We start from the raw sequence: 19,195 nt of genomic DNA on the forward strand, positions 1-19,195 counted from the left end.
GCGCTATTGCGCTTGGTTCAGACTCGGCGCATGCGAAATTGCGCATAAATCGGAAGTAACGATGCTTGGTGTATTGAGAAGCGCGGCAGGTACCTGGGTCGCGAAGACGCTGCTTTCGCTGTTGGTGGTCAGTTTCGCCGCCTGGGGCATTTCCGGACGGCTGATGGGCGGTTTCGCCGGCCATGATTCGGTCATAACCGCTGGCGGCACCAAGGTGTCGATCAAAGAATACCGGCTCGCTTATGATCGCCAGCTTGCGGTCATGTCGCAACAGTTCGGCCAGCGTCTCAGCCACGAACAGGCAAAGGCGCTCGGCGTCGATAACCAGGTTCTTGCGCAGCTCGTCTCGGGCGCCGTTCTCGACGAACAGGCCCGCAAGCTTGGCCTCGGCCTCTCCAAGGACCGGCTGGCCGAACTGACGCGCGAAGATCCGGCCTTCAAGGGCCCGGGCGGCCAGTTCGACCGCAGAACCTTCGAATACATGCTGCGGCAGATTGGCATGCGGCCGGAGGACTATCTGAAGAACCGTGCCCAGGTGGCGGTTCGCCAGCAGATCGTCGAAGCGTTCTCGGATGGTCTGAAAGCCCCGGACACCTTCTTCAAGGCTGTCGCGCTGTATCGCGGCGAAGACCGCACCATCGACTATCTGACGCTGCCCAAAGCACTGGTCGAGCCGATCGAGGCGCCGTCCGACAGCGTGCTTTCCGCCTATTTCGAGGCGAACAAGAAGAAGTACGCGGCGCCCGAATACCGCAAATTCTCCTATGTCAGGCTTGAGCCGGTCGACATCATGGATACGACCGCCGTCACCGACCAACAGGTCAGCGACGATTACAACAAGAACAAGGCGCGCTACACCACGCCGGAAATGCGCACCATCGAGCAGCTTGTGTTCAAGACGCCTGATGCGGCCAAGGCCGCGCTCGATTCGCTTAAGACCGGTGTGACGTTCGACAAGCTCGTCACGGCGGAAGGCAAAACCCCGGCCGACACACTGCTCGGCACGTTGGCCAAGGACAAGATCGCCGACAAGGCCGTCGCCGATGCGGCCTTCGCGCTCAATACCAATGAAGTCAGCCAAGTCGTGCAAGGCGCCTTTGGTCCGGTGTTGCTGCGCGTCACCGAGATCAAGCCCGAGGTGGTGAAGCCGCTGGCAGAAGTGTCCGACCAGATCCGCAAGGACCTGGCGCTGGGCGAGGCAAGCCGCATCCTCCTCGACGTGCGTGACAATTACGAAGACACCCGCGCCGCCGGCGGTTCGCTTGCCGATGCCGCCGCCAAGTTGAAGCTGAAGGTCGTCACCATCGACGCCATCGACCGCAGCGGGCTGCGGCCCGACGGAAGCATCGTCAAGGACCTGCCGCAATCGCCAGAGCTGATCAAGGCCGTCTTCGATGCCGAGCCCGGTACGGAGAATGACGCTTTGACAACCGCCGACAACGGCTTTGTCTTTTATGAACTGGCTTCGGTCACGCCGGCTCGGGACCGCACGCTGGACGAGGTTCGTCAGAAAGTCGTCGCCGACTGGACGGCGGCGGAGACAACCAAGCGGTTGGCCGCCAAGGCAGATGAGCTTGAAAAGCGGCTCAAGGCCGGCACCACGCTCGACGTCATCGCGGGCGAACTGAAGTTGGAAAAGCAGACCAAGCGCGGCGTCAAGCGTGAGGCCGACGATGTCGATTTCGGCAAGGAGGGCGCCGCGGCGATGTTCGGAGTCGGCGAAGGCGGCACCGGGCTGATCCCCTCGCCTACCGGAGACGGGCAGATCCTGTACAAGGTCGCCGAAGTGTTCGAGCCTGCAGGGGCCGATGCCAGCTCGGTGCCAGACGATGCGCAGAAGTCCTTCACTTCCGGCATGTCTGACGACCTGCTCGACCAGTTGGTGGCGCAGTTGCAGACGCAGTACGACGTTCGCGTCGACCAGGCCGCAGTCGCCCAAGCCTCGACAAGATGAGCGCGCTGAAAACTTATATCGCCAAGGTCGCAACCGGAAGCGCGCTTTCCTTCGAGGAGGCGCGCGAGGCGTTCGACATCATCATGTCGGGTGACGCCACGCCCGGCCAGATCGGCGGCTTCCTGATGGCGCTGCGCGTGCGCGGCGAAACGGTGGGCGAGATTTCCGGCGCCGTCGCCACCATGCGGGCCAAAATGTTGCGCGTCGACGCACCGGACGGCGCCATCGATATCGTCGGCACGGGTGGCGACAATTCCCACAGCGTCAACATTTCGACGGCATCGGCCTTTGTCATTGCCGGGAGCGGTGTGCCGGTCGCCAAGCACGGCAATCGGGGCCTGTCGTCGCTGACAGGGGCCGCCGACGTGCTGGTTGCACTCGGCGTCAAGATCGACATATCGCCCGAGTTTATCGGCCGTTGCATCCACGAGGCGGGCGTCGGCTTCATGTTCGCGCCCGCGCACCATCCGGCGATGAAGCATGTCGGCCCGACCCGCGTCGAGCTCGGCACCCGCACCATCTTCAATCTATTGGGGCCTCTCTCCAATCCGGCCGGCGTCAAGCGGCAGATGGTCGGCGTATTCCTGCCGGAATGGATCCTGCCGGTGGCCGAGACGTTGAAAGCGCTGGGTGCGGAACATGCCTGGGTTGCCCATGGCGACGGCTATGACGAGATCACCACCACCGGCGAAACGCAGGTCGCCGAACTGATCAGCGGCGAGATACGCAGCTTCACCTTGACCCCTGAAGCGGTTGGGTTGGCGCGCCATACCAAGGATGAGTTGCGCGGTGGCGACGCGGACTACAACGCCAAGGCATTGCGCGATATGCTGGGTGGCGCTGCCGGCGCCTATCGCGACACCGTGCTGATCAATGCCGGCGCCGGACTGGTCGTGGCAGGCAAGGTGACGACGCTTGGCGACGGCATCGCGACGGCGGCGCAAGCCATCGACAGCGGCCGGGCGCTGCAAGTGCTCGACAGGCTGGTCGAGATTTCGAACGGATAGAACGTGTCTGACATTCTTCGCAAGATCGAGGCCTACAAGCGCGACGAGATCGCAGCGGCAAAGGCACGTGTGCCGTTGGCCGAGATCAAGGCGCGAGCGAAGGACGCGGACGCACCGCGCGGCTTTCTTGCCGCGCTCGAAGCGAAGCGCAAATCCGGCGCTTTTGCGCTGATCGCCGAGATCAAGAAAGCGAGCCCATCCAAGGGCCTGATCCGCGCCGATTTCGATCCGCCAGCGCTGGCGCGGGCCTATGCGAAAGGCGGCGCTGCCTGCCTTTCGGTGCTGACCGATGCGCCATCGTTCCAGGGCGCGCCGGAATTTCTCACCAAGGCGCGAGCCGCCGTCGCCCTGCCCGCGCTGCGCAAGGATTTCCTGTTCGACCCGTATCAGGTCTACGAGGCCCGCGCCTGGGGTGCGGACGCCATCCTCATCATCATGGCCAGCGTCGACGACGCCCTGGCCAGCGACCTCGAATCCACGGCGTTCGAACTTGGCATGGATGCACTGGTCGAAGTGCATGACGAGGCCGAGACGCAGCGCGCGCTAAAGCTGTCGTCGCGGCTGATCGGCATCAACAACCGCAATCTGCGCACGTTCGAGACTAGCCTCGAGACCTCAGTGCGGCTGGCGACCATGGTGCCGGCGGACCGCTTGCTGGTCAGCGAGAGCGGAATTTTCTCGCATGACGATTGCCTCAGGCTTCGAAAGAGCGACATAGGCACCTTTCTGGTCGGCGAGAGCCTGATGCGGCAACAGGACGTCGTCGCGGCGACACGCCTGCTTCTGACGGGCAAGGCGCCGGATGCATCGGCCCGAAAATCGGAATCGATTTTCGGAGAGCACGATGCATAGATTCAAAGTGATAGAGCGTACTTTGTGCGTCCGAACGGACGCACGTCGCTCTATGGCGATCTGACGATGACATCAGGCCTCACCCATCTCGGCGCGCAGGGCGAGGCCAACATGGTCGATGTCGGCGACAAGGTGGAGACGACACGCACGGCGATCGCCGAGGGCTTTGTCGCGATGCAGCCCGAGACCCTGAAGACGATTCTCGCCGGCAACGCCAAGAAGGGAGATGTGCTCGGCACCGCGCGTATCGCCGGCATCATGGCGGCGAAGAAGACACATGAACTGATCCCGCTCTGCCATCCGCTGCTTCTGACCAAAGTTTCCGTCGACATCGAGCCGGACCATGCCCTGCCCGGCCTGAAGGTCACGGCACTGGCGCGCGTCACCGGCAAGACGGGCGTCGAGATGGAAGCGCTGACCGCCGCTTCGGTGGCTTGTCTGACCATATATGACATGGCCAAGGCGGTGGACCGCGCCATGGTCATCTCCGGCATTCGGCTGGTCGAAAAGACCGGCGGCAAGTCGGGCGCGTACAAGGCAGGCGCCTGATGGCGCTGGTTCCAATCGCCGAAGCGCTCGAGCGCCTGCTCGAGGGTGCGGCACCTTTGGCCGGCGAAAAAGTTCCCCTGTTCGAGGCGGTGGATCGCGTGCTGGCGGAACCGCTTGTTGCGCTGCGTACCCAGCCGCCCTTCAACGCTTCCGCCATGGATGGCTACGCAGTCCGCGCTGTCGATGTGGCGTCGGTGCCGTCGCGACTTTCGGTGATCGGCATGGCGCCGGCCGGACGCGGCTTTGACGGCACCGTCAGCCACGCTCAGGCCGTGCGCATCTTCACGGGTGCGCCGCTGCCCGAAGGCGCCGACACCATTGTCATCCAGGAAAATGTCAGGGATCTCGGCGGCAGCGACGTCGAAGTGATCGAACCAACCGCCCAAGGGCGAAACATCCGCCGCATCGGCCTCGACTTTTCAAAAGGCGACGTGCTGCTGGAAAAAGGCCGCGTGCTGGATCCGGCGGCGCTGTCGCTGGCGGCTTCGGCAAACCATTCCCGGGTCAGCGTGGTAAAACGGCCGCTGGTCGCGATCATCGCCACCGGCGACGAATTGTTGCCGCCCGGCAGCGAACTTGGGCCGGACCAGATCATCTCATCCAATGCCTATGGCGTTGCCGCGACAGCGCAATCCGTCGGCGCCCACGCGCTCGATCTCGGCATTGCCGCCGACCGCAAGGACGCGATTGCAGCCTTGGTGAAAGAGGCGGTCAGTGCCCGCGCAGATGTCATCGTCACGCTTGGAGGCGCCTCGGTCGGCGATCACGACCTGATCCATGACGTGCTGACCGGCGAAGGCATGACGCTCGGCTTCTGGAAAATCGCCATGCGTCCCGGCAAGCCGCTGATGTTCGGCCGCCTTGGCGACATCAGGTGCATCGGCCTACCCGGCAACCCGGTGGCAAGCCTGGTCTGCTCGCAGCTGTTCCTGAAGCCGCTGCTGGCGCGGCTCGGTGGCCGCGACTATCGCCAGGACATTCGTCCGGCGCGATTAGGTGCCGCAATGCCGGCCAATGATCTGCGCCAGGACTATGTGCGGGCGGTGGTCAGGGAAGACAATGGCGCGCTGGTGGCGACGCCGTTCGGCATCCAGGATTCCTCGATGCTGAGAATGCTGGCCGACGCCAACGGGCTGATCGTGCGTGCGCCGTTTGCCCCCGCAGCCGCTGCGGGCGAGGCCTGTAGCGTGCTGATGCTGCGCTGAAGAAGCTCTGGCAAGCCTTTAATAGAGTTGTGGAAATTGTGCTCGGCTATTCCGAGATCAAGGCCTGTGTCAGCGGATGCGCCGGATCTGCAAGGCCATCGACAATGTTGTAATGATGACGGTCGGGCTCGACGACGGTGCTGGTCGCCGCGCCGAGGCCGGTCCAGATGTTGGCAAGCAGCGCGTTCTGGCGAAGAAACTCGGCGCGCTCGCTACCACCGGCCCAGCAGGTGATGCGGGCGCCGTCCATGGGTCGCAGCAGCGCCGGGCTTTCAGCCAGCGCCTCCTCTTCGTCGATTGCCAGTGCCTTGTTCATCCCGGTGCGCATGAGCGGACGCAGGTCGTGGAGGCCTGAAATCGAAACGACATGGCGTATGCGCCGCGCCACATCGGCCGCCAGAGGCGTTGATATCGTCACCATTCGGGTGGCGAGATGGCCGCCGGCCGAATGTCCGGTCAGCATCAGCGGCCCGTCGATCATTGCCGCTGCCTTGTCGATAGCCGCGCCGATTTCCCCGACTATACCGGCAATGCGTATGTCCGGGCACAGCGTGTAGGACGGCATCGCCACGGCAAAGCCGCTGCTGACCGCGCCATTGGCGAGTTGCGACCACATGTTCTTGTCGGTCTCCAGCCAGTAACCGCCGTGGAGGACCACCACCAACCCCTTGGGCGCGACATTGGGAAGGAAAAGATCGAGCCGATTGCGCGGTCCGTCACCATAGGCGATGTCGAGCCGTGCCCGGCCCTCCGCTGAGAGCGCATCACGAAATGCTTGCGCCGGCTCCGCCCACGCAGCCGGCCAGCGGTCACTGCCGGCGATGTTCGCGCCGTTGGCATAGGCATCATCCCAATCGACAATGTGACGTTCGAACATCTGCGCCTCCCCCAAAACGGCATCGCTTGTGAGCTAGCAATGGCCACCGGCACGCCATGCGTCAATGCTTCAAGGCCAAAACATTTTAGGCTTGAAACAAATTTCGACTGGTGCGATCCTGACAAGACGATCAGCCGACGAAATGGGAGGTCTGCTGTGCTGCCCTGACCCCGTAGATGCTCGTCCTTTCCCGGTGGCATAGTCGAGCTGGCACGATTGGCGGTACGAAAACCTCCCGCGAAAGACAGGAACTTCAAATCCACCACACAGGTCAGGCACATCGCGCACTGGCCAGGCAGCAGACGGGATAGCGGCGACATGCTTGGGCCTTCAGCGCATATCGACACGTTCACGCGCGATCACCTGCCGCCTCCGGAGCAATGGCCGGATTTTCTGCTCGACGGCTTTGATTATCCTGAACGTCTCAATGCCGGCGTCGAACTGACGGACAGGCTGGTCGAGAGGGGCCTCGGTGACCACACCGCGCTGATCGGCAATGGCCGCCGCCGCACCTACAAGGAACTGTCCGACTGGACGAACAGGCTAGCCCACGCGCTGGTCGAGAACTACGGCGTCAAGCCGGGCAACCGGGTGCTGGTCCGCTCCGCCAACAACCCCGCCATGGTCGCCTGCTGGCTGGCCGCCACCAAGGTCGGCGCCGTGGTCGTCAACACCATGCCGATGCTGCGCGCCGGTGAGCTTGCCAAGATCGTCGACAAGGCAGAAATCACCATCGCGTTGTGTGACACCAGGCTGATGGACGAGATGACAGCCTGCGCCAAGGACAGCGCGTTCCTCGAACAGGTCATCGGCTTCGACGGCACCGCCAACCATGATGCCGAACTCGATCGTGCCGCTCTCGACAAGCCGGTGACGTTCACCGCCGTCGACACCGGCCGCGACGATGTCGCGCTGCTCGGCTTCACCTCGGGCACGACTGGCGTGCCGAAGGCGACGATGCATTTCCACCGCGACCTCCTGATCATCGCCGATGCGTACGCACGCGAAATCCTTCGGGTGACACCGGACGATATCTTTGTCGGCTCGCCGCCGCTGGCCTTCACCTTCGGCCTTGGCGGGCTCGCCATCTTCCCGCTCCGCTTCGGTGCGGCAGCGACACTGCTGGAACAGGCGACGCCGCCCAACATGATACACATCATCGAGACCTATAAGGCGACCGTCTCCTTCACCGCGCCGACCGCCTACCGCGCCATGCTGAAGGCCATGGATGAAGGGGCCGATCTGTCATCGCTGCGTGTCGCCGTTTCGGCCGGCGAAACCTTGCCCGCTCCGGTTTTCGAAGAGTGGACGCAAAAGACCGGCAAGCCTATCCTCGACGGCATCGGCGCCACCGAGATGCTGCACATCTTCATCTCCAACCGCTTTGATGACATGAAGCCGGCGTCGACCGGCAAGCCGGTGGGCGGCTACGAGGCGCGCATCGTCGATGACGAAATGCGCGAGCTGCCGCGCGGCGCGACCGGCCGGCTGGCGGTGCGCGGACCGACCGGCTGCCGCTACATGGCCGATGACCGGCAGAAGGACTACGTCCGCGACGGCTGGAACCTCACCGGCGACACCTTCACGCAGGACGAAGACGGCTTCTTCCATTTCGCCGCGCGCTCCGACGACATGATCGTCAGCGCCGGCTATAACATTGCCGGACCCGAGGTCGAGGCAGCACTCCTGTCGCACCCGGATGTTGCCGAATGCGCGGTGATCGGCACGGAAGATGCCGAACGCGGCCAGATCGTCGAAGCGCACGTCGTGCTGGTGCAGGGCGTAGCGCCGGACGCATTGACGACCAAGCGCCTGCAGGACCACGTCAAGGCAACGATAGCGCCCTATAAATATCCGCGATCGGTGAAATTTATCGCCGCGCTGCCCAAGACCCAAACCGGCAAAATCCAGCGTTTTCGGCTGCGCACGGAGAAGATCAATTGAGCGAACCCTACGATCCGGCGTCCGAAGGCGCACAGATGTCGTTCAACGAGCGCATGTCCTACAGCGACTATCTGCACCTGGAGAAAGTGCTGGATGCCCAGACGCCGCTGTCTTCGGCGCATGACGAGATGCTGTTCATCATCCAGCACCAGACCTCCGAACTGTGGATGAAACTCGCTCTGCACGAGATTGGCGCTGCGATCCGCTCGATCCGCGCCGATCGCCTCGAGCCGAGTTTCAAGATGCTGTCGCGCGTTGCCCGCATTTTCGAACAGCTGAACAACGCCTGGGATGTGCTGCGCACGATGACGCCCAGCGAATATACCGAGTTCCGCGATGCACTCGGCCAGTCCTCGGGGTTCCAGTCCTGGCAGTATCGCGCCATCGAGTTCATGGCCGGCAACCGCAACCTCGCCATGCTCGGCCCTCACAAGCACCGGCCGGACCTCAGCGGCAAGCTGGAGGCGATCCTGGCGGAGCCGTCGCTCTACGACGAAGCGCTGCTGCTTCTGGCGCGCAACGGATTCGACATCGGCACCGATGCCAGGCGCACGGATTGGCGTGAGACGCGAACCGAGAATGAAGAGGTTCTGGTCGCCTGGCAGACCATCTACCGCGACCCGCAGCGCTACTGGATGTTCTACGAACTGGCCGAGAAGCTGGTCGACTTCGAGGACTATTTCCGCCGCTGGCGCTTCAACCACGTCACCACGGTCGAGCGCATCATCGGCCTGAAACGCGGCACCGGCGGCACGTCGGGTGCTTCGTATCTCAAGAAGATGCTCGAGGTCGTGCTGTTTCCGGAGCTGTGGGCAGTCCGTACCCGGCTTTGACACAATCGAAATGAGAACAGGCACATCGAGGGCGCGCTTGCAGCGGAAAACCTTCGCGAACAACCGAGGACTGACTGACCATGAGTGGAATTCCTGATCTCGCTGCAATCGAAGCGATGGATGCCACGGATCCGCTCCGCGCCATGCGCGATCGTTTCATTCTGCCGGAGGGGGTGATCTATCTCGACGGCAATTCGCTTGGGGCAGCGTCGCATGCCGTTTTCGGCGAGCTGCAGCAGGCGGCCACCGAGGAATGGGCCAAGGATCTCATTCGGGCCTGGAATACAGCCGGATGGTTCGAGATGCCGATCGAACTCGGCGACCAGCTCGGACGCTTGATCGGGGCCGCAGCCGGACAGACTGTTGTCTGCGACACGACGTCGATCAACATCTACAAGGTGCTACATGCCGCGATGGAGATGCGGCCCGGCCGATCGGCCATCGTCGCCGAGGCTGACAGTTTTCCCACCGACCTCTACATCGCCGAAGGCGTTGCCTCGACCCGGGATGGGGTCCTTCTGCGCCTCGCGGGCGTCGACGCGCCAACCATCGAAGAGCTGATCGACGAAAGCGTCGCGGTGGTGCTGGTCAACCACGTCAATTACAAATCGGGTGAACTGCGCGACATGGCGGCGCTGACGCGCATAGCTCATGCGGCCGGAGTGCTGATCGTCTGGGATCTATGCCACACCGCTGGCGCTCTGCCAGTCGAGCTCGATCATGCAAAAGCCGATTTCGCTGTCGGCTGCACCTACAAGTACCTCAACGGCGGTCCAGGCGCGCCGGCCTTCATCTATGCCGCGCAACGCCACCACGGCGCGATCAGCCAGCCGCTCAGCGGCTGGTGGGGGCATGCACGGCCCTTTGCCTTCGAACGAGGCTATGTTGCCGGCACCGGTATCCGCCGCTTTCTGTGCGGCACGCAGCCGGTCCTGTCGATGCGGGCGCTCAAAGGTGCGCTCGCAATCTGGAACGACGTCGACGTGGCGGCATTGCGAAAGAAAAGCGTCGCGCTGACCGAACTGTTCATCCAGCTCGTCGAAGCGAAGTGCGGCGCCTATGGCCTCACGCTGGAGAGCACCCGCGACGCGACCAGGCGCGGCAGCCAGGTGTCGTTCGTTCACGATCATGGCTATCAAATCATGCGGGCGCTGATCGAGCGCGGAGTGATCGGTGACTTCCGCGCGCCGTCAACCATCCGTTTCGGATTTACGCCGCTCTATGTCGGCTACAAGGACGTGTGGCTGGCGGTCGAGGTGCTGGAAGACATTCTGCGAACGGATGCATGGAAGGACCAGCGTTTCGCCGTCAAGGAGGCCGTGACCTGACGCAGTCGTCCCAACTGTTGTCGCATCGTTGCCTCTTGGTCGGATGATGGAGGGACGAATTTCCAGTGCACAAATCCGGTTGCCGCTGCTGGCCAACACTGGCATCAACAAATTAACCAAGGTTGGCATTTTGGCTTCGTTTCGTTCACGGCAGACGAACGCATGGAAGGCTGGAAATGCCCCGTCGCGGATCCATGGGCAGCTCATGCCAAAGCTTGGGCCAACGATGGGCGGCAGCCCATTAACCATAACAATTTCAATGCCGGAAAGCGCCTTGTGACGGCATGCCGTGATCACCCAAGCGCGCTGGCGCGCGCCAAATAATTTCAGCGGCCTTAACAGATTCATTAAACTTTAAACGGTTGCAGAACACAACTGGAACATATAGTGTTTGTTCTGGGTTTGTTTTCTGATTCTGGTTTTTAGGTACCCTGGGGGCCGCCATGCTGACACGCAAGCAACACGAACTGCTGATGTTCATTCATGAACGCCTGAAGGAAAGCGGCATTCCGCCATCCTTCGACGAGATGAAGGAGGCGCTCGACCTTGCCTCCAAATCCGGGATTCATCGTTTGATCACGGCACTGGAAGAGCGCGGCTTCATTCGCCGGCTGCCCAACCGGGCACGCGCGTTGGAAGTGCTGCGGCTGCCGGATTCGATCGCGCCCGGCCTCAACGCCGCAAAAAAATTCTCGCCAAGCGTCATCCAGGGCAGTCTTGGTCAGGCCAGCGTCGGCCAGGGCGGCCTTGGCCGGCAGATCAAGCCGACGTCTTCGCGGATGCCTTCAGCCGGCAATGACGACGACGTGGTCTCCGCCGTGTCGATCCCTGTGATGGGGCGCATCGCCGCCGGTGTGCCGATCGATGCCATCCAGCACCAGACCCATTCGATCTCGGTGCCGCCGGACATGATCATGGGAGGCGAGCACTATGCGCTGGAGGTCAAGGGCGACTCGATGATCGAGGCCGGCATCTTCGACGGCGACACCGTCATCATCCGCAACGCCGATACGGCGAGCCCTGGCGAGATCATCGTGGCGCTGGTGGATGAAGAGGAAGCGACGCTGAAGCGGTTCCGCCGCAAGGGTGCCTCGATTGCTCTCGAAGCCGCCAATCCGGCCTATGAGACGCGGATTTTCGGACCAGACCGGGTCAAGGTGCAGGGCAAGCTTGTCGGCCTGATCCGCCGTTACTGAGGCAGCTGCGGTTTAACGACGGGCTTGTCCGGTCTCTTGAAGGGCGGCAGGCCCCTCGCCTCACGCGAAAACTTACGTTGCACGTGCCAAGGCCGGTAGGGCCTACCCACCGCAAAGCTGACCGTTGCCGGCGTGGTCGCCGACTGGCGATCGAAGAAGACGGCAGCACTGCCATTGCGAGCCAGTTGCCGTTTGGTGATGACGAGAACCAGCGGGTTGTGACAAGCGTCATAGGCCGTCGCGTCGTTGATGACGATCAGGTCGGCGAAGCCGCAGGCTTTCCAGGTGTCCTTTCGGTCCTCGACATAGGCAATGATAGCTCCGGACGGATGCCTGGCGAGACAAACGCCTGATGTGCAATAGAATGGCGCTCCCGGCGGCATTTCAGCCGCATCCTCGACGTCGAATTGCCCGTCGCCTTCGTCGAACACCTCCGGCGCGATAATGCTTTCGGATGTCAGCGCACGCTTCCAGTTGTCGACGGTGAATTCGTTCGGCCTGGCCCGGCTGACCGCGAGTTCGCCGCCGCCAATCGGCAGCGCCACCAGCCTTGCATCCTCCGAGACCAGCACGTCAGGTACGCGCGTATCCGAGACGGTCAACAGGCCGGCAAGCGCGAAGGGAAGCGCTGCGAGCCGCAACCATGTGGTCGCCATCGTCGCGATGACCAAGGCAATCGTCACCAGCACGACGGATTGCTGCGAAATCAAACCGATTGCGTCGACTGGCGAACGCTCGGAAATCCATCCGGACATCGCGATCATCACCGTCAGGCCTTTGCCCATCAGATAGAGGGCCGGCCAGTCAAACCCGAATGGCATCAGCAGCGCGCTGGCGACAGCCAGGAACATCACGACTGTTACGATAGGCATGATGGCCAGGTTGGCGAATAGGCTGAGCGGCGACACACGCTGAAAATGCCAGATGGCAAACAGCGCCGTGGCGCTGCCGGCGATGATGGATGTCATGGCAAGGCCGCCTGCCGCCAGCAGGAATTTTCGCGTCAGGAAGCCGGGCAAGGATCGCTTTGGCGGCGGTGGCCTCGCTTTCCCCGCACGATGATCCGCCCAGCCGGCATAGGCGCCGACCAGCGCGGCCGTCGCGGCAAACGACATTTGAAAACTCGGGCCGACCACTTCATGCGGCGACACCATGATGACGGCGATCGCCGAGATCGCCAGATTGCGCATCGTCAGCGCAGCCCGATCAAACAGAACGGCAATCAGCATCACCGCCAGCATGATGAAACTGCGCTCGGCGGCAACGACGACGCCTGAGATGACAAGATAGGCGGCGATCGAGAACAGTGCGGCGGCCGCAGCATACTTCTTGACCGGGCGACGCGCGGAAAAATTCGGAAACAGAGCGAAGGCGCCACGCAGCAAACCCATGATGGTGCCAGCGACCAGCGCCATGTGCAGTCCGGAAATGGAGATGATGTGATAGATGCCGGTACGCCGCATCGCCTCGTTCACGTCATCGGGAATGCCGGCGCGAACGCCGACGATCAGCGCCGCGGCGATCTCGCCTTCGGCGCCACCGACGCTGCCCCTGATGTGATCGGCAATGGCTTCACGGGCTTTTTCGATCCCCGAGGAAAGCCGGGCCGCCAGCGGCATGCTATCGTCCTCGGTGACGACAAGTTTTGGATTGCCGAGAAAGAAACCGCTGCCGCCGATGCCGGCGAAATAGCTGTCGAAGGAGAAGTCGTAGCTGTCCGGCCGCACCGGCCCGGTCGGCGGCAACAGCTTGGCATATCCAGTGATTAGGGAACCGGCGGTCATGTCCGCCGGGATATTGCGTGCCGAAAGCCGCACCCGCTCCGGCGCATAGCGCAGTTTCGGCCTTGCAGTCGATGCCACGTCGATGGTCAGCCGGACGCGACCGCTCTCCATGCGTTCGAGCGAGACGACCCGGCCGGTCACTTGCGTCGAGATTTCCGAGCCCAGCATCTGCGTTCCGGCTCGCCATGTCTCGACCTTCGCGGCGAGCAGGCCGAGCGTGCACAAAAGTGCCGCCATGATGCACAGATGGGTCTTCGGCCAGGAATGCGAGACCAGCGCGCAGAGCCCGGCCAAGATGACGACTGCGACAGGCTTTGCGAAGTCCGGCTCCGCCGCCAGCGAAAAATAGCCGATCGCCCCGCTTGCCAGGCAGACCGGCACCAGCAGGAAGGCCACGCCTCGGTCGAGTTCCAGGCCCGCCGCCATGGCCAGGCTACGGCGCAGGCGCGGCGGTGATATCAGGCCAATCTGCCGGCGCACGCGCACGATCCTGCTGGCTTCGGCAGTTGGAACAGGGGCGGAGACACCGGCTTGCAAAGGCGCCTTGCCGGGTGCCGGCACGAGGGGCGATGGCTGCGGCAATGAAGCCGGCAGTGGCGCTGCAAACAGGGACCGCTCGCTGACGCCAATGACAGCGTCCTCGTCCTGATCCGAGCCCCAGCCTCGTCCAGCCATCGGGTCTGCCCCTTGCGCCCTCGACACCCTATGCTACATGAACGCCGGGCGCGCGAAAGTCCGCGCACCGCAGCCGCTTCAGATGGTTTCCGAGAGTTACATGTCCGACAAGGTCGTCACCCGTTTTGCTCCCTCGCCCACTGGCTACCTGCATATAGGCGGCGCGCGCACGGCGCTGTTCAACTGGCTGTATGCAAGGCACACCGGCGGCACGATGCTGCTGCGCATCGAAGATACCGATCGCGAACGCTCCAACGACGCGGCGACAGTTGCCATTCTCGACGGGCTTTCCTGGCTCGGCCTGACCTGGGACGGCGAGCCGGTGTCGCAGTTCGAGCGCGCGCCGCGCCACCGCGAGGTGGCCGAGGAACTCGTGCGCCTGGGCAAGGCTTATTATTGCTATGCCACGCCGGCCGAACTGGAGGCGATGCGCGAGGCCGCCAGAGCCAAGGGCCTGCCGCCCCGCTATGATGGCCGCTGGCGCGACCGTGCCCCCTCAGAGGCGCCTGCAGGCGCCAAGGGTGCCATCCGCATCAAGGCGCCGACCGAGGGCGAGACGATTGTCCATGACCGTGTCCAGGGCGAGGTACGCTTCCCCAACAAGGATCTCGACGATTTCATCATCCTGCGTTCGGACGGCAATCCGACCTACATGCATGCCGTCGTCGTCGACGATCATGACATGGGCGTCACCCATATCATCCGCGGCGACGATCATCTGACCAACGCCGCGCGCCAGACCGTGATCTACAACGCCATGGGCTGGGCTGTGCCCTCGATGTCGCATATCCCGTTGATCCACGGTGCCGATGGCGCCAAGCTGTCGAAGCGGCATGGCGCGCTCGGCGTCGAAGCCTATCGCGCCATGGGTTATCTGCCGGAGGCGTTGCTGAACTATCTGGCGCGCTTGGGCTGGAGCCACGGCGACGACGAGATCATGTCGATCGACGATATGATCTCCTGGTTCGACATCGGTGATGTCAACAAAAGTGCGGCCCGATTCGACTTCGCCAAGCTGGAGGCGATCAACGGCGCGCATATGCGCCGCATGAGCGACGACGAGCTGTTCGATATCTTCATCGCCACCCTCCCCTATCTCGAAGGCGGCCCGGCGATGGCCGCGCGCCTGAACGACAGCAACAAGGCGCAGCTGCTGGCCGCGTTGCCGGGCCTGAAGGAGCGAGCCAAGACGCTGGTCGAACTCGTCGATGGTGCTGCCTTCCTGTTTGCCACGCGGCCACTACCGATCGACGACAAGGCGGCCCTTTTGCTCAATGACGATGCCCGCAAGATCCTGCGCGGCGCTCACGAAGCTTTGAATGGGCTTACAAGTGATTGGACGGCCGCCTCGGCGGAGGCCGCGATCCGCGAGTTTGCCATGGCTGGTGGCCACAAGCTCGGCGCCGTGGCCCAACCTCTGCGCGCCGCTTTGACCGGCAAAAGCACCTCGCCGGGCGTGTTCGATGTGCTTGCCGTGCTCGGCCGCGAGGAAAGCCTGGCGCGCATAGAAGACCAAATCGATTAGCAGCAATCTGGCCCAAGAAGATTGGCATTGAAAGGCGGGTTTCGCAGTGCAACATTAGGCCTTGGCCCAATCTGGCACGCACCTCCTGAAATGCGGTGGCGAATACGCGCATTGCGGTGATCTCAACGTGTCGCTCTGCAGAATTTTGCCTTTGCCGGCATGAGGAAACAAGAAGGAGTTTGCAATGACCGACGCTGCTAAAAAACTGGACTTGGGCGGCAAGGGCCAGGAGGCCACGGCAACACTTGCATTCGCCGGCAAGACCCACGAATTCAAGGTGAGAAGCGGTTCTGTCGGGCCTGATGTCATCGACATCGCTTCGCTCTACACCACCACCGGGGCCTTCACCTACGATCCCGGCTTCACCTCGACCGCAAGCTGCGAGTCCGAAATCACCTTCATCGACGGCGACGCCGGCATACTGCTGCATCGCGGCTACCCGATCGACCAGTTGGCCGAACACGGCGACTTCCTCGAGGTCTGCTATCTCCTGCTCTACGGTGAATTGCCGACCAAGGCGCAGAAGGACGATTTCGATTACCGCGTGACGCGCCACACCATGGTGCACGAACAGATGTCGCGCTTCTTCACTGGATTCCGCCGCGACGCGCACCCGATGGCGGTGATGTGCGGCGTGGTCGGCGCGCTGTCGGCTTTCTATCACGATTCCACCGACATCTCCGACCCGTACCAGCGCATGGTGGCGTCGATGCGATTAATCGCCAAGATGCCGACGATCGCCGCGATGGCCTACAAATACCACATCGGCCAGCCCTTCATTTACCCGAAGAACGAGCTGAATTTCGCAGCCAATTTCCTGCATATGTGCTTTGCCGTGCCATGCGAGGAATACAAGATCAACCCGGTGCTGGCGCGCGCCATGGAGCGCATCTTCATCCTGCATGCCGATCACGAGCAGAATGCCTCGACCTCGACCGTTCGTCTCGCCGGCTCTTCTGGCGCCAACCCGTTCGCGTGCATCGCCGCCGGCATTGCTTGCCTGTGGGGGCCGGCCCATGGCGGCGCCAATGAAGCGGCGCTCAACATGCTGGGCGAGATCGGCCATGTCGACAATATCCCGGAGTTCATCGCCCGCGCCAAGGACAAGAACGACCCGTTCCGGCTGATGGGCTTCGGCCACCGCGTCTACAAGAACTACGATCCGCGCGCCAAGATCATGCAGAAGACGGCGCACGAGGTTCTGGGCGAACTCGGCATCAAGGACGATCCGCTGCTCGACATCGCCATGGAACTGGAGAAGATCGCGCTGACCGATCCCTATTTCATCGAGAAGAAGCTGTACCCGAACGTCGACTTCTATTCCGGCATCACGCTGAAGGCGCTGGGCTTCCCCACCACGATGTTCACCGTGCTGTTCGCGGTCGCCCGCACCGTAGGCTGGATCGCGCAGTGGAAAGAGATGATCGAGGATCCGCGCCAGAAGATCGGCCGCCCGCGCCAGCTCTACACCGGCGCGCCGGAGCGCGACTACGTGCCGATCGCCAAGCGGTGATGGGAGCGAATAGCGAATAGCCAGTAGCGAATAGGGACTTTTATATAGGGCATAGCGTTGGTTTCCCGCTAAACAACGCTAAGGGGGAACGAAGCTTGAACATCGTCATGCTGCCCGCTGTTTCGCGGACAGATTGAGAGCTTTCCGGCCGGCTGCTTTGGCTGCTCGATCCCAAAGGAAGTCGCCGGAGAAGGCAATATGCTCCCACCCGCTCGGCCGAATTCACATCCATGACCCAAACGAGCCATTCCGACAGGTAAGCTCGAATGTCTTGAATGTGGTAGAATACGATATTGGTCAACCGTCGCCGCATCAGCCATCAATGAACGCGCGGAAAATAGGGATTTGCTGAGTGCTGGTGAGGTCAGTTTCTTATCGGAACAACCAATGCTATGTTCCGCCGGGGCCAGGCCAACAATGGACCGCAAGCTTTCCGCGATTCTAGCCGCAGATGTAGTGGGCTATTCGTCTCTGATGGAGCGCGACGAGGCCGGTACATTCGAGCGCCTTCGTGCCGGACGCAAAGAGCTGTTCGAACCCGAAATCGCTCGCCACCACGGCCATATCTTCAAGCTGATGGGCGATGGGATGCTGGCCGAATTCGGCAGTGTCGTCGATGCCGTCGAATGTGCAGTGTCGCTGCAGCGCGGCCTGTCCGAGCGCAACGCCTCGCTTCCCGAGTCGGAACAGATCCTGGTGCGGATGGTATCAACCTCGGCGAGGTGATCGTTGACGGCGACGACCGGTATGGCGATGGGGTCAACATCGCGGCCAGACTTCAGCAGTTAGCGGAACCGGGCGGCATCTGCGTCTCGGGAAAAGTGGCCAAGGAGGTCGAGAGGAAGCTAGCGTTCACATTTGCGTCAATGGGCGAACAGAGGGTTAAGAACATCACCGAACCAGTTCGGGCGTATCGCGTACTGCTTGATCCAGCGGCAGCGGGCAAGACCCTCCATGCTCGCCGCCAGCCGCGCGCCTGGCGTCTTCCAGTCACGGCGGGTGTTCTCGTCCTGGCTCTCGGCCTTGCAGTAGCATGGTGGCAGCCGTGGGAGAGGCCTGCACAGCTTGCCGTTCCGACCGTCAGCGAGGCAGCCGACACCCGGGCCTCGCTAGTCGTCCTGCCCTTCGACAATCTCAGCGACGACAAGGAACAAGAATATCTCGCCAACGGCTTCACCGAGGATCTGACGACCGCACTGGCGCGTGTGCCGGGTCTTTTCGTCTTCTCCCCCAACGCGGCCTCCGCTTACAAGGACAAGGACCCAAAGCCGGCGGAGATTGCGGCGGCATTGGGCGTCCGGTACCTGCTGAAAGGCTCGATTCGCCGCGTCGGCGACGACATGCGCATCAATGCGCAGCTGATCGATGGCTCGACTTCCAGACATCTCTGGGCGGAGCGTTTCGACGGCCGGTGGGCAGACGTATTCGCGCTGCAGGACAGCGTTGTCAGCAGCATCGCGGGTGCGCTCCAGCTCCGCCTGGTGAGCGGCGCGCCGGCTACCCGGGCCGGAGGCACCAGTAATCCCGAGGCCTATGAGGCCTATCTCAAGGGGATGGACATCTACAACCGTATCAACACGCCCGAGGAGTTTGCGCAGGCTGTGAAGTATTTCCAGCAAGCCGTGCAACTCGACCCCGATTTCGGCGCGGCGTACGCCCAGCTCGCCTGGGCCTACTGGGACGCGGATGTCGGTCGGGTCGTAGTAATGGGGCTTACGACCGACGTGGCCCAGGGCAAGATCTATGAAACCCTGGAAGCGGCGGCCAGGTATCCTTCGCCGGGCTACTATCAGCTCGTCGCCGAGTTGATGGTCCGCGAGCACGACTCGGACGACGCAGTTACCGTTCTTCTGAAGTCGGTGGCGCTAGATCCCAGCGATACTTGGAATTATCTCTCGCTGGCCAATGCTCTGAATTTCAACGGCAGGCCGAAGGAAGTGCTTAGCTATCTCG

At 62.5% G+C, this 19,195-nt stretch carries 14 protein-coding genes and 1 pseudogene; 13 read left to right on the forward strand and 2 right to left on the reverse strand.

Annotated features, from left to right (window positions below; all coding sequences use genetic code 11):
- Nucleotides 1-61: 61 nt before the first annotated feature.
- The 5 genes from NKH57_RS26790 (at nt 62) to NKH57_RS26810 (ending at nt 5,567) form a co-directional block, all read left to right on the forward strand.
- Nucleotides 62-1,954: a SurA N-terminal domain-containing protein gene (locus NKH57_RS26790; RefSeq protein WP_352948789.1), complete on the forward strand. Its 1,893-nt coding sequence runs from the start codon at nt 62-64 to the stop codon at nt 1,952-1,954.
- Nucleotides 1,951-2,961 carry an anthranilate phosphoribosyltransferase gene (trpD, locus tag NKH57_RS26795; protein WP_352948792.1) on the forward strand — a complete coding sequence of 337 codons (1,011 nt, stop codon included), beginning with the start codon at nt 1,951-1,953 and terminating at the stop codon, nt 2,959-2,961. The genes NKH57_RS26790 and trpD overlap by 4 nt, the downstream gene beginning before the upstream one ends.
- A 3-nt stretch (nt 2,962-2,964) precedes the next feature.
- Complete coding sequence (gene trpC / locus NKH57_RS26800; protein ID WP_352948794.1) at nt 2,965-3,813, forward strand: indole-3-glycerol phosphate synthase TrpC; 849 nt, start codon at nt 2,965-2,967, stop codon at nt 3,811-3,813.
- A gap of 66 nt (nt 3,814-3,879) precedes the next feature.
- Nucleotides 3,880-4,362 carry a cyclic pyranopterin monophosphate synthase MoaC gene (gene moaC, locus NKH57_RS26805; RefSeq protein ID WP_352948816.1) on the forward strand — a complete coding sequence of 161 codons (483 nt, stop codon included), beginning with the start codon at nt 3,880-3,882 and terminating at the stop codon, nt 4,360-4,362.
- Complete coding sequence (locus NKH57_RS26810) at nt 4,362-5,567, forward strand: molybdopterin molybdotransferase MoeA (protein ID WP_352948797.1); 1,206 nt, start codon at nt 4,362-4,364, stop codon at nt 5,565-5,567. Before moaC ends, NKH57_RS26810 begins: the two co-directional genes overlap by 1 nt.
- Nucleotides 5,568-5,613: 46 nt before the next feature.
- On the opposite strand, the gene NKH57_RS26815 is transcribed toward NKH57_RS26810, so the two are convergent.
- Nucleotides 5,614-6,444, reverse strand: coding sequence for a hormone-sensitive lipase (locus NKH57_RS26815; protein WP_352948799.1), 831 nt, complete (start codon nt 6,442-6,444; stop codon nt 5,614-5,616).
- Between the two features lie 318 nt (nt 6,445-6,762).
- Between NKH57_RS26815 and NKH57_RS26820 the strand changes: the two genes are divergently transcribed.
- The 4 genes from NKH57_RS26820 (at nt 6,763) to lexA (ending at nt 11,745) form a co-directional block, all read left to right on the forward strand.
- Nucleotides 6,763-8,388 (forward strand): AMP-binding protein, encoded by a 1,626-nt coding sequence (locus tag NKH57_RS26820; protein ID WP_352948802.1) that lies wholly within the window; start codon nt 6,763-6,765, stop codon nt 8,386-8,388.
- Nucleotides 8,385-9,221, forward strand: a complete 837-nt coding sequence (gene kynA, locus NKH57_RS26825; RefSeq protein ID WP_352948805.1) for a tryptophan 2,3-dioxygenase — start codon at nt 8,385-8,387, stop codon at nt 9,219-9,221. Before NKH57_RS26820 ends, kynA begins: the two co-directional genes overlap by 4 nt.
- Nucleotides 9,222-9,301: 80 nt before the next feature.
- On the forward strand, nt 9,302-10,549 hold the full coding sequence (gene kynU, locus NKH57_RS26830; RefSeq protein ID WP_352607458.1) for a kynureninase: 1,248 nt from the start codon (nt 9,302-9,304) through the stop codon (nt 10,547-10,549).
- A gap of 443 nt (nt 10,550-10,992) precedes the next feature.
- A complete protein-coding gene (gene lexA, locus NKH57_RS26835; RefSeq protein WP_352948808.1) occupies nt 10,993-11,745 on the forward strand; it encodes a transcriptional repressor LexA in 753 nt (250 codons plus the stop codon).
- On the opposite strand, the gene NKH57_RS26840 is transcribed toward lexA, so the two are convergent.
- The gene (locus NKH57_RS26840) at nt 11,739-14,204 is read right to left on the reverse strand and encodes a ComEC/Rec2 family competence protein (protein ID WP_352948810.1); all 2,466 of its coding nucleotides are present in this window, start codon (nt 14,202-14,204) and stop codon (nt 11,739-11,741) included. The genes lexA and NKH57_RS26840 overlap by 7 nt on opposite strands.
- A gap of 100 nt (nt 14,205-14,304) precedes the next feature.
- On the opposite strand from NKH57_RS26840, the gene gltX reads away from it, so the two are divergent.
- The 4 genes and pseudogenes from gltX to NKH57_RS26860 all read left to right on the forward strand — a co-directional run.
- A complete protein-coding gene (gene gltX / locus NKH57_RS26845; protein ID WP_352948812.1) occupies nt 14,305-15,729 on the forward strand; it encodes a glutamate--tRNA ligase in 1,425 nt (474 codons plus the stop codon).
- A 184-nt stretch (nt 15,730-15,913) separates the two neighbouring features.
- Nucleotides 15,914-17,242, forward strand: coding sequence for a citrate synthase (gltA, locus tag NKH57_RS26850; RefSeq protein ID WP_031260182.1), 1,329 nt, complete (start codon nt 15,914-15,916; stop codon nt 17,240-17,242).
- A gap of 417 nt (nt 17,243-17,659) precedes the next feature.
- Nucleotides 17,660-17,968 carry an adenylate/guanylate cyclase domain-containing protein gene (locus NKH57_RS26855; protein WP_352948814.1) on the forward strand — a complete coding sequence of 103 codons (309 nt, stop codon included), beginning with the start codon at nt 17,660-17,662 and terminating at the stop codon, nt 17,966-17,968.
- Nucleotides 17,965-19,195, forward strand: a pseudogene (locus NKH57_RS26860) (adenylate/guanylate cyclase domain-containing protein); the annotation flags it as partial. The gene NKH57_RS26855 and the pseudogene NKH57_RS26860, both read left to right, overlap by 4 nt.

Source organism: Mesorhizobium sp. M1050 (assembly GCF_040318715.1).
Taxonomy (GTDB): domain Bacteria; phylum Pseudomonadota; class Alphaproteobacteria; order Rhizobiales; family Rhizobiaceae; genus Mesorhizobium.

Coding starts and splice junctions, on each gene's coding strand:
- NKH57_RS26790 (WP_352948789.1), top strand. CDS start 62: ATGCTTGGTGTATTGAGAAGCGCGGCAGGTACCTGGGTCGCGAAGACG.
- trpD (WP_352948792.1), top strand. CDS start 1,951: ATGAGCGCGCTGAAAACTTATATCGCCAAGGTCGCAACCGGAAGCGCG.
- moaC (WP_352948816.1), top strand. CDS start 3,880: ATGACATCAGGCCTCACCCATCTCGGCGCGCAGGGCGAGGCCAACATG.
- NKH57_RS26810 (WP_352948797.1), top strand. CDS start 4,362: ATGGCGCTGGTTCCAATCGCCGAAGCGCTCGAGCGCCTGCTCGAGGGT.
- NKH57_RS26815 (WP_352948799.1), bottom strand. CDS start 6,444: ATGTTCGAACGTCACATTGTCGATTGGGATGATGCCTATGCCAACGGC.
- NKH57_RS26820 (WP_352948802.1), top strand. CDS start 6,763: ATGCTTGGGCCTTCAGCGCATATCGACACGTTCACGCGCGATCACCTG.
- kynU (WP_352607458.1), top strand. CDS start 9,302: ATGAGTGGAATTCCTGATCTCGCTGCAATCGAAGCGATGGATGCCACG.
- lexA (WP_352948808.1), top strand. CDS start 10,993: ATGCTGACACGCAAGCAACACGAACTGCTGATGTTCATTCATGAACGC.
- NKH57_RS26840 (WP_352948810.1), bottom strand. CDS start 14,204: ATGGCTGGACGAGGCTGGGGCTCGGATCAGGACGAGGACGCTGTCATT.
- gltX (WP_352948812.1), top strand. CDS start 14,305: ATGTCCGACAAGGTCGTCACCCGTTTTGCTCCCTCGCCCACTGGCTAC.
- gltA (WP_031260182.1), top strand. CDS start 15,914: ATGACCGACGCTGCTAAAAAACTGGACTTGGGCGGCAAGGGCCAGGAG.
- NKH57_RS26855 (WP_352948814.1), top strand. CDS start 17,660: ATGGACCGCAAGCTTTCCGCGATTCTAGCCGCAGATGTAGTGGGCTAT.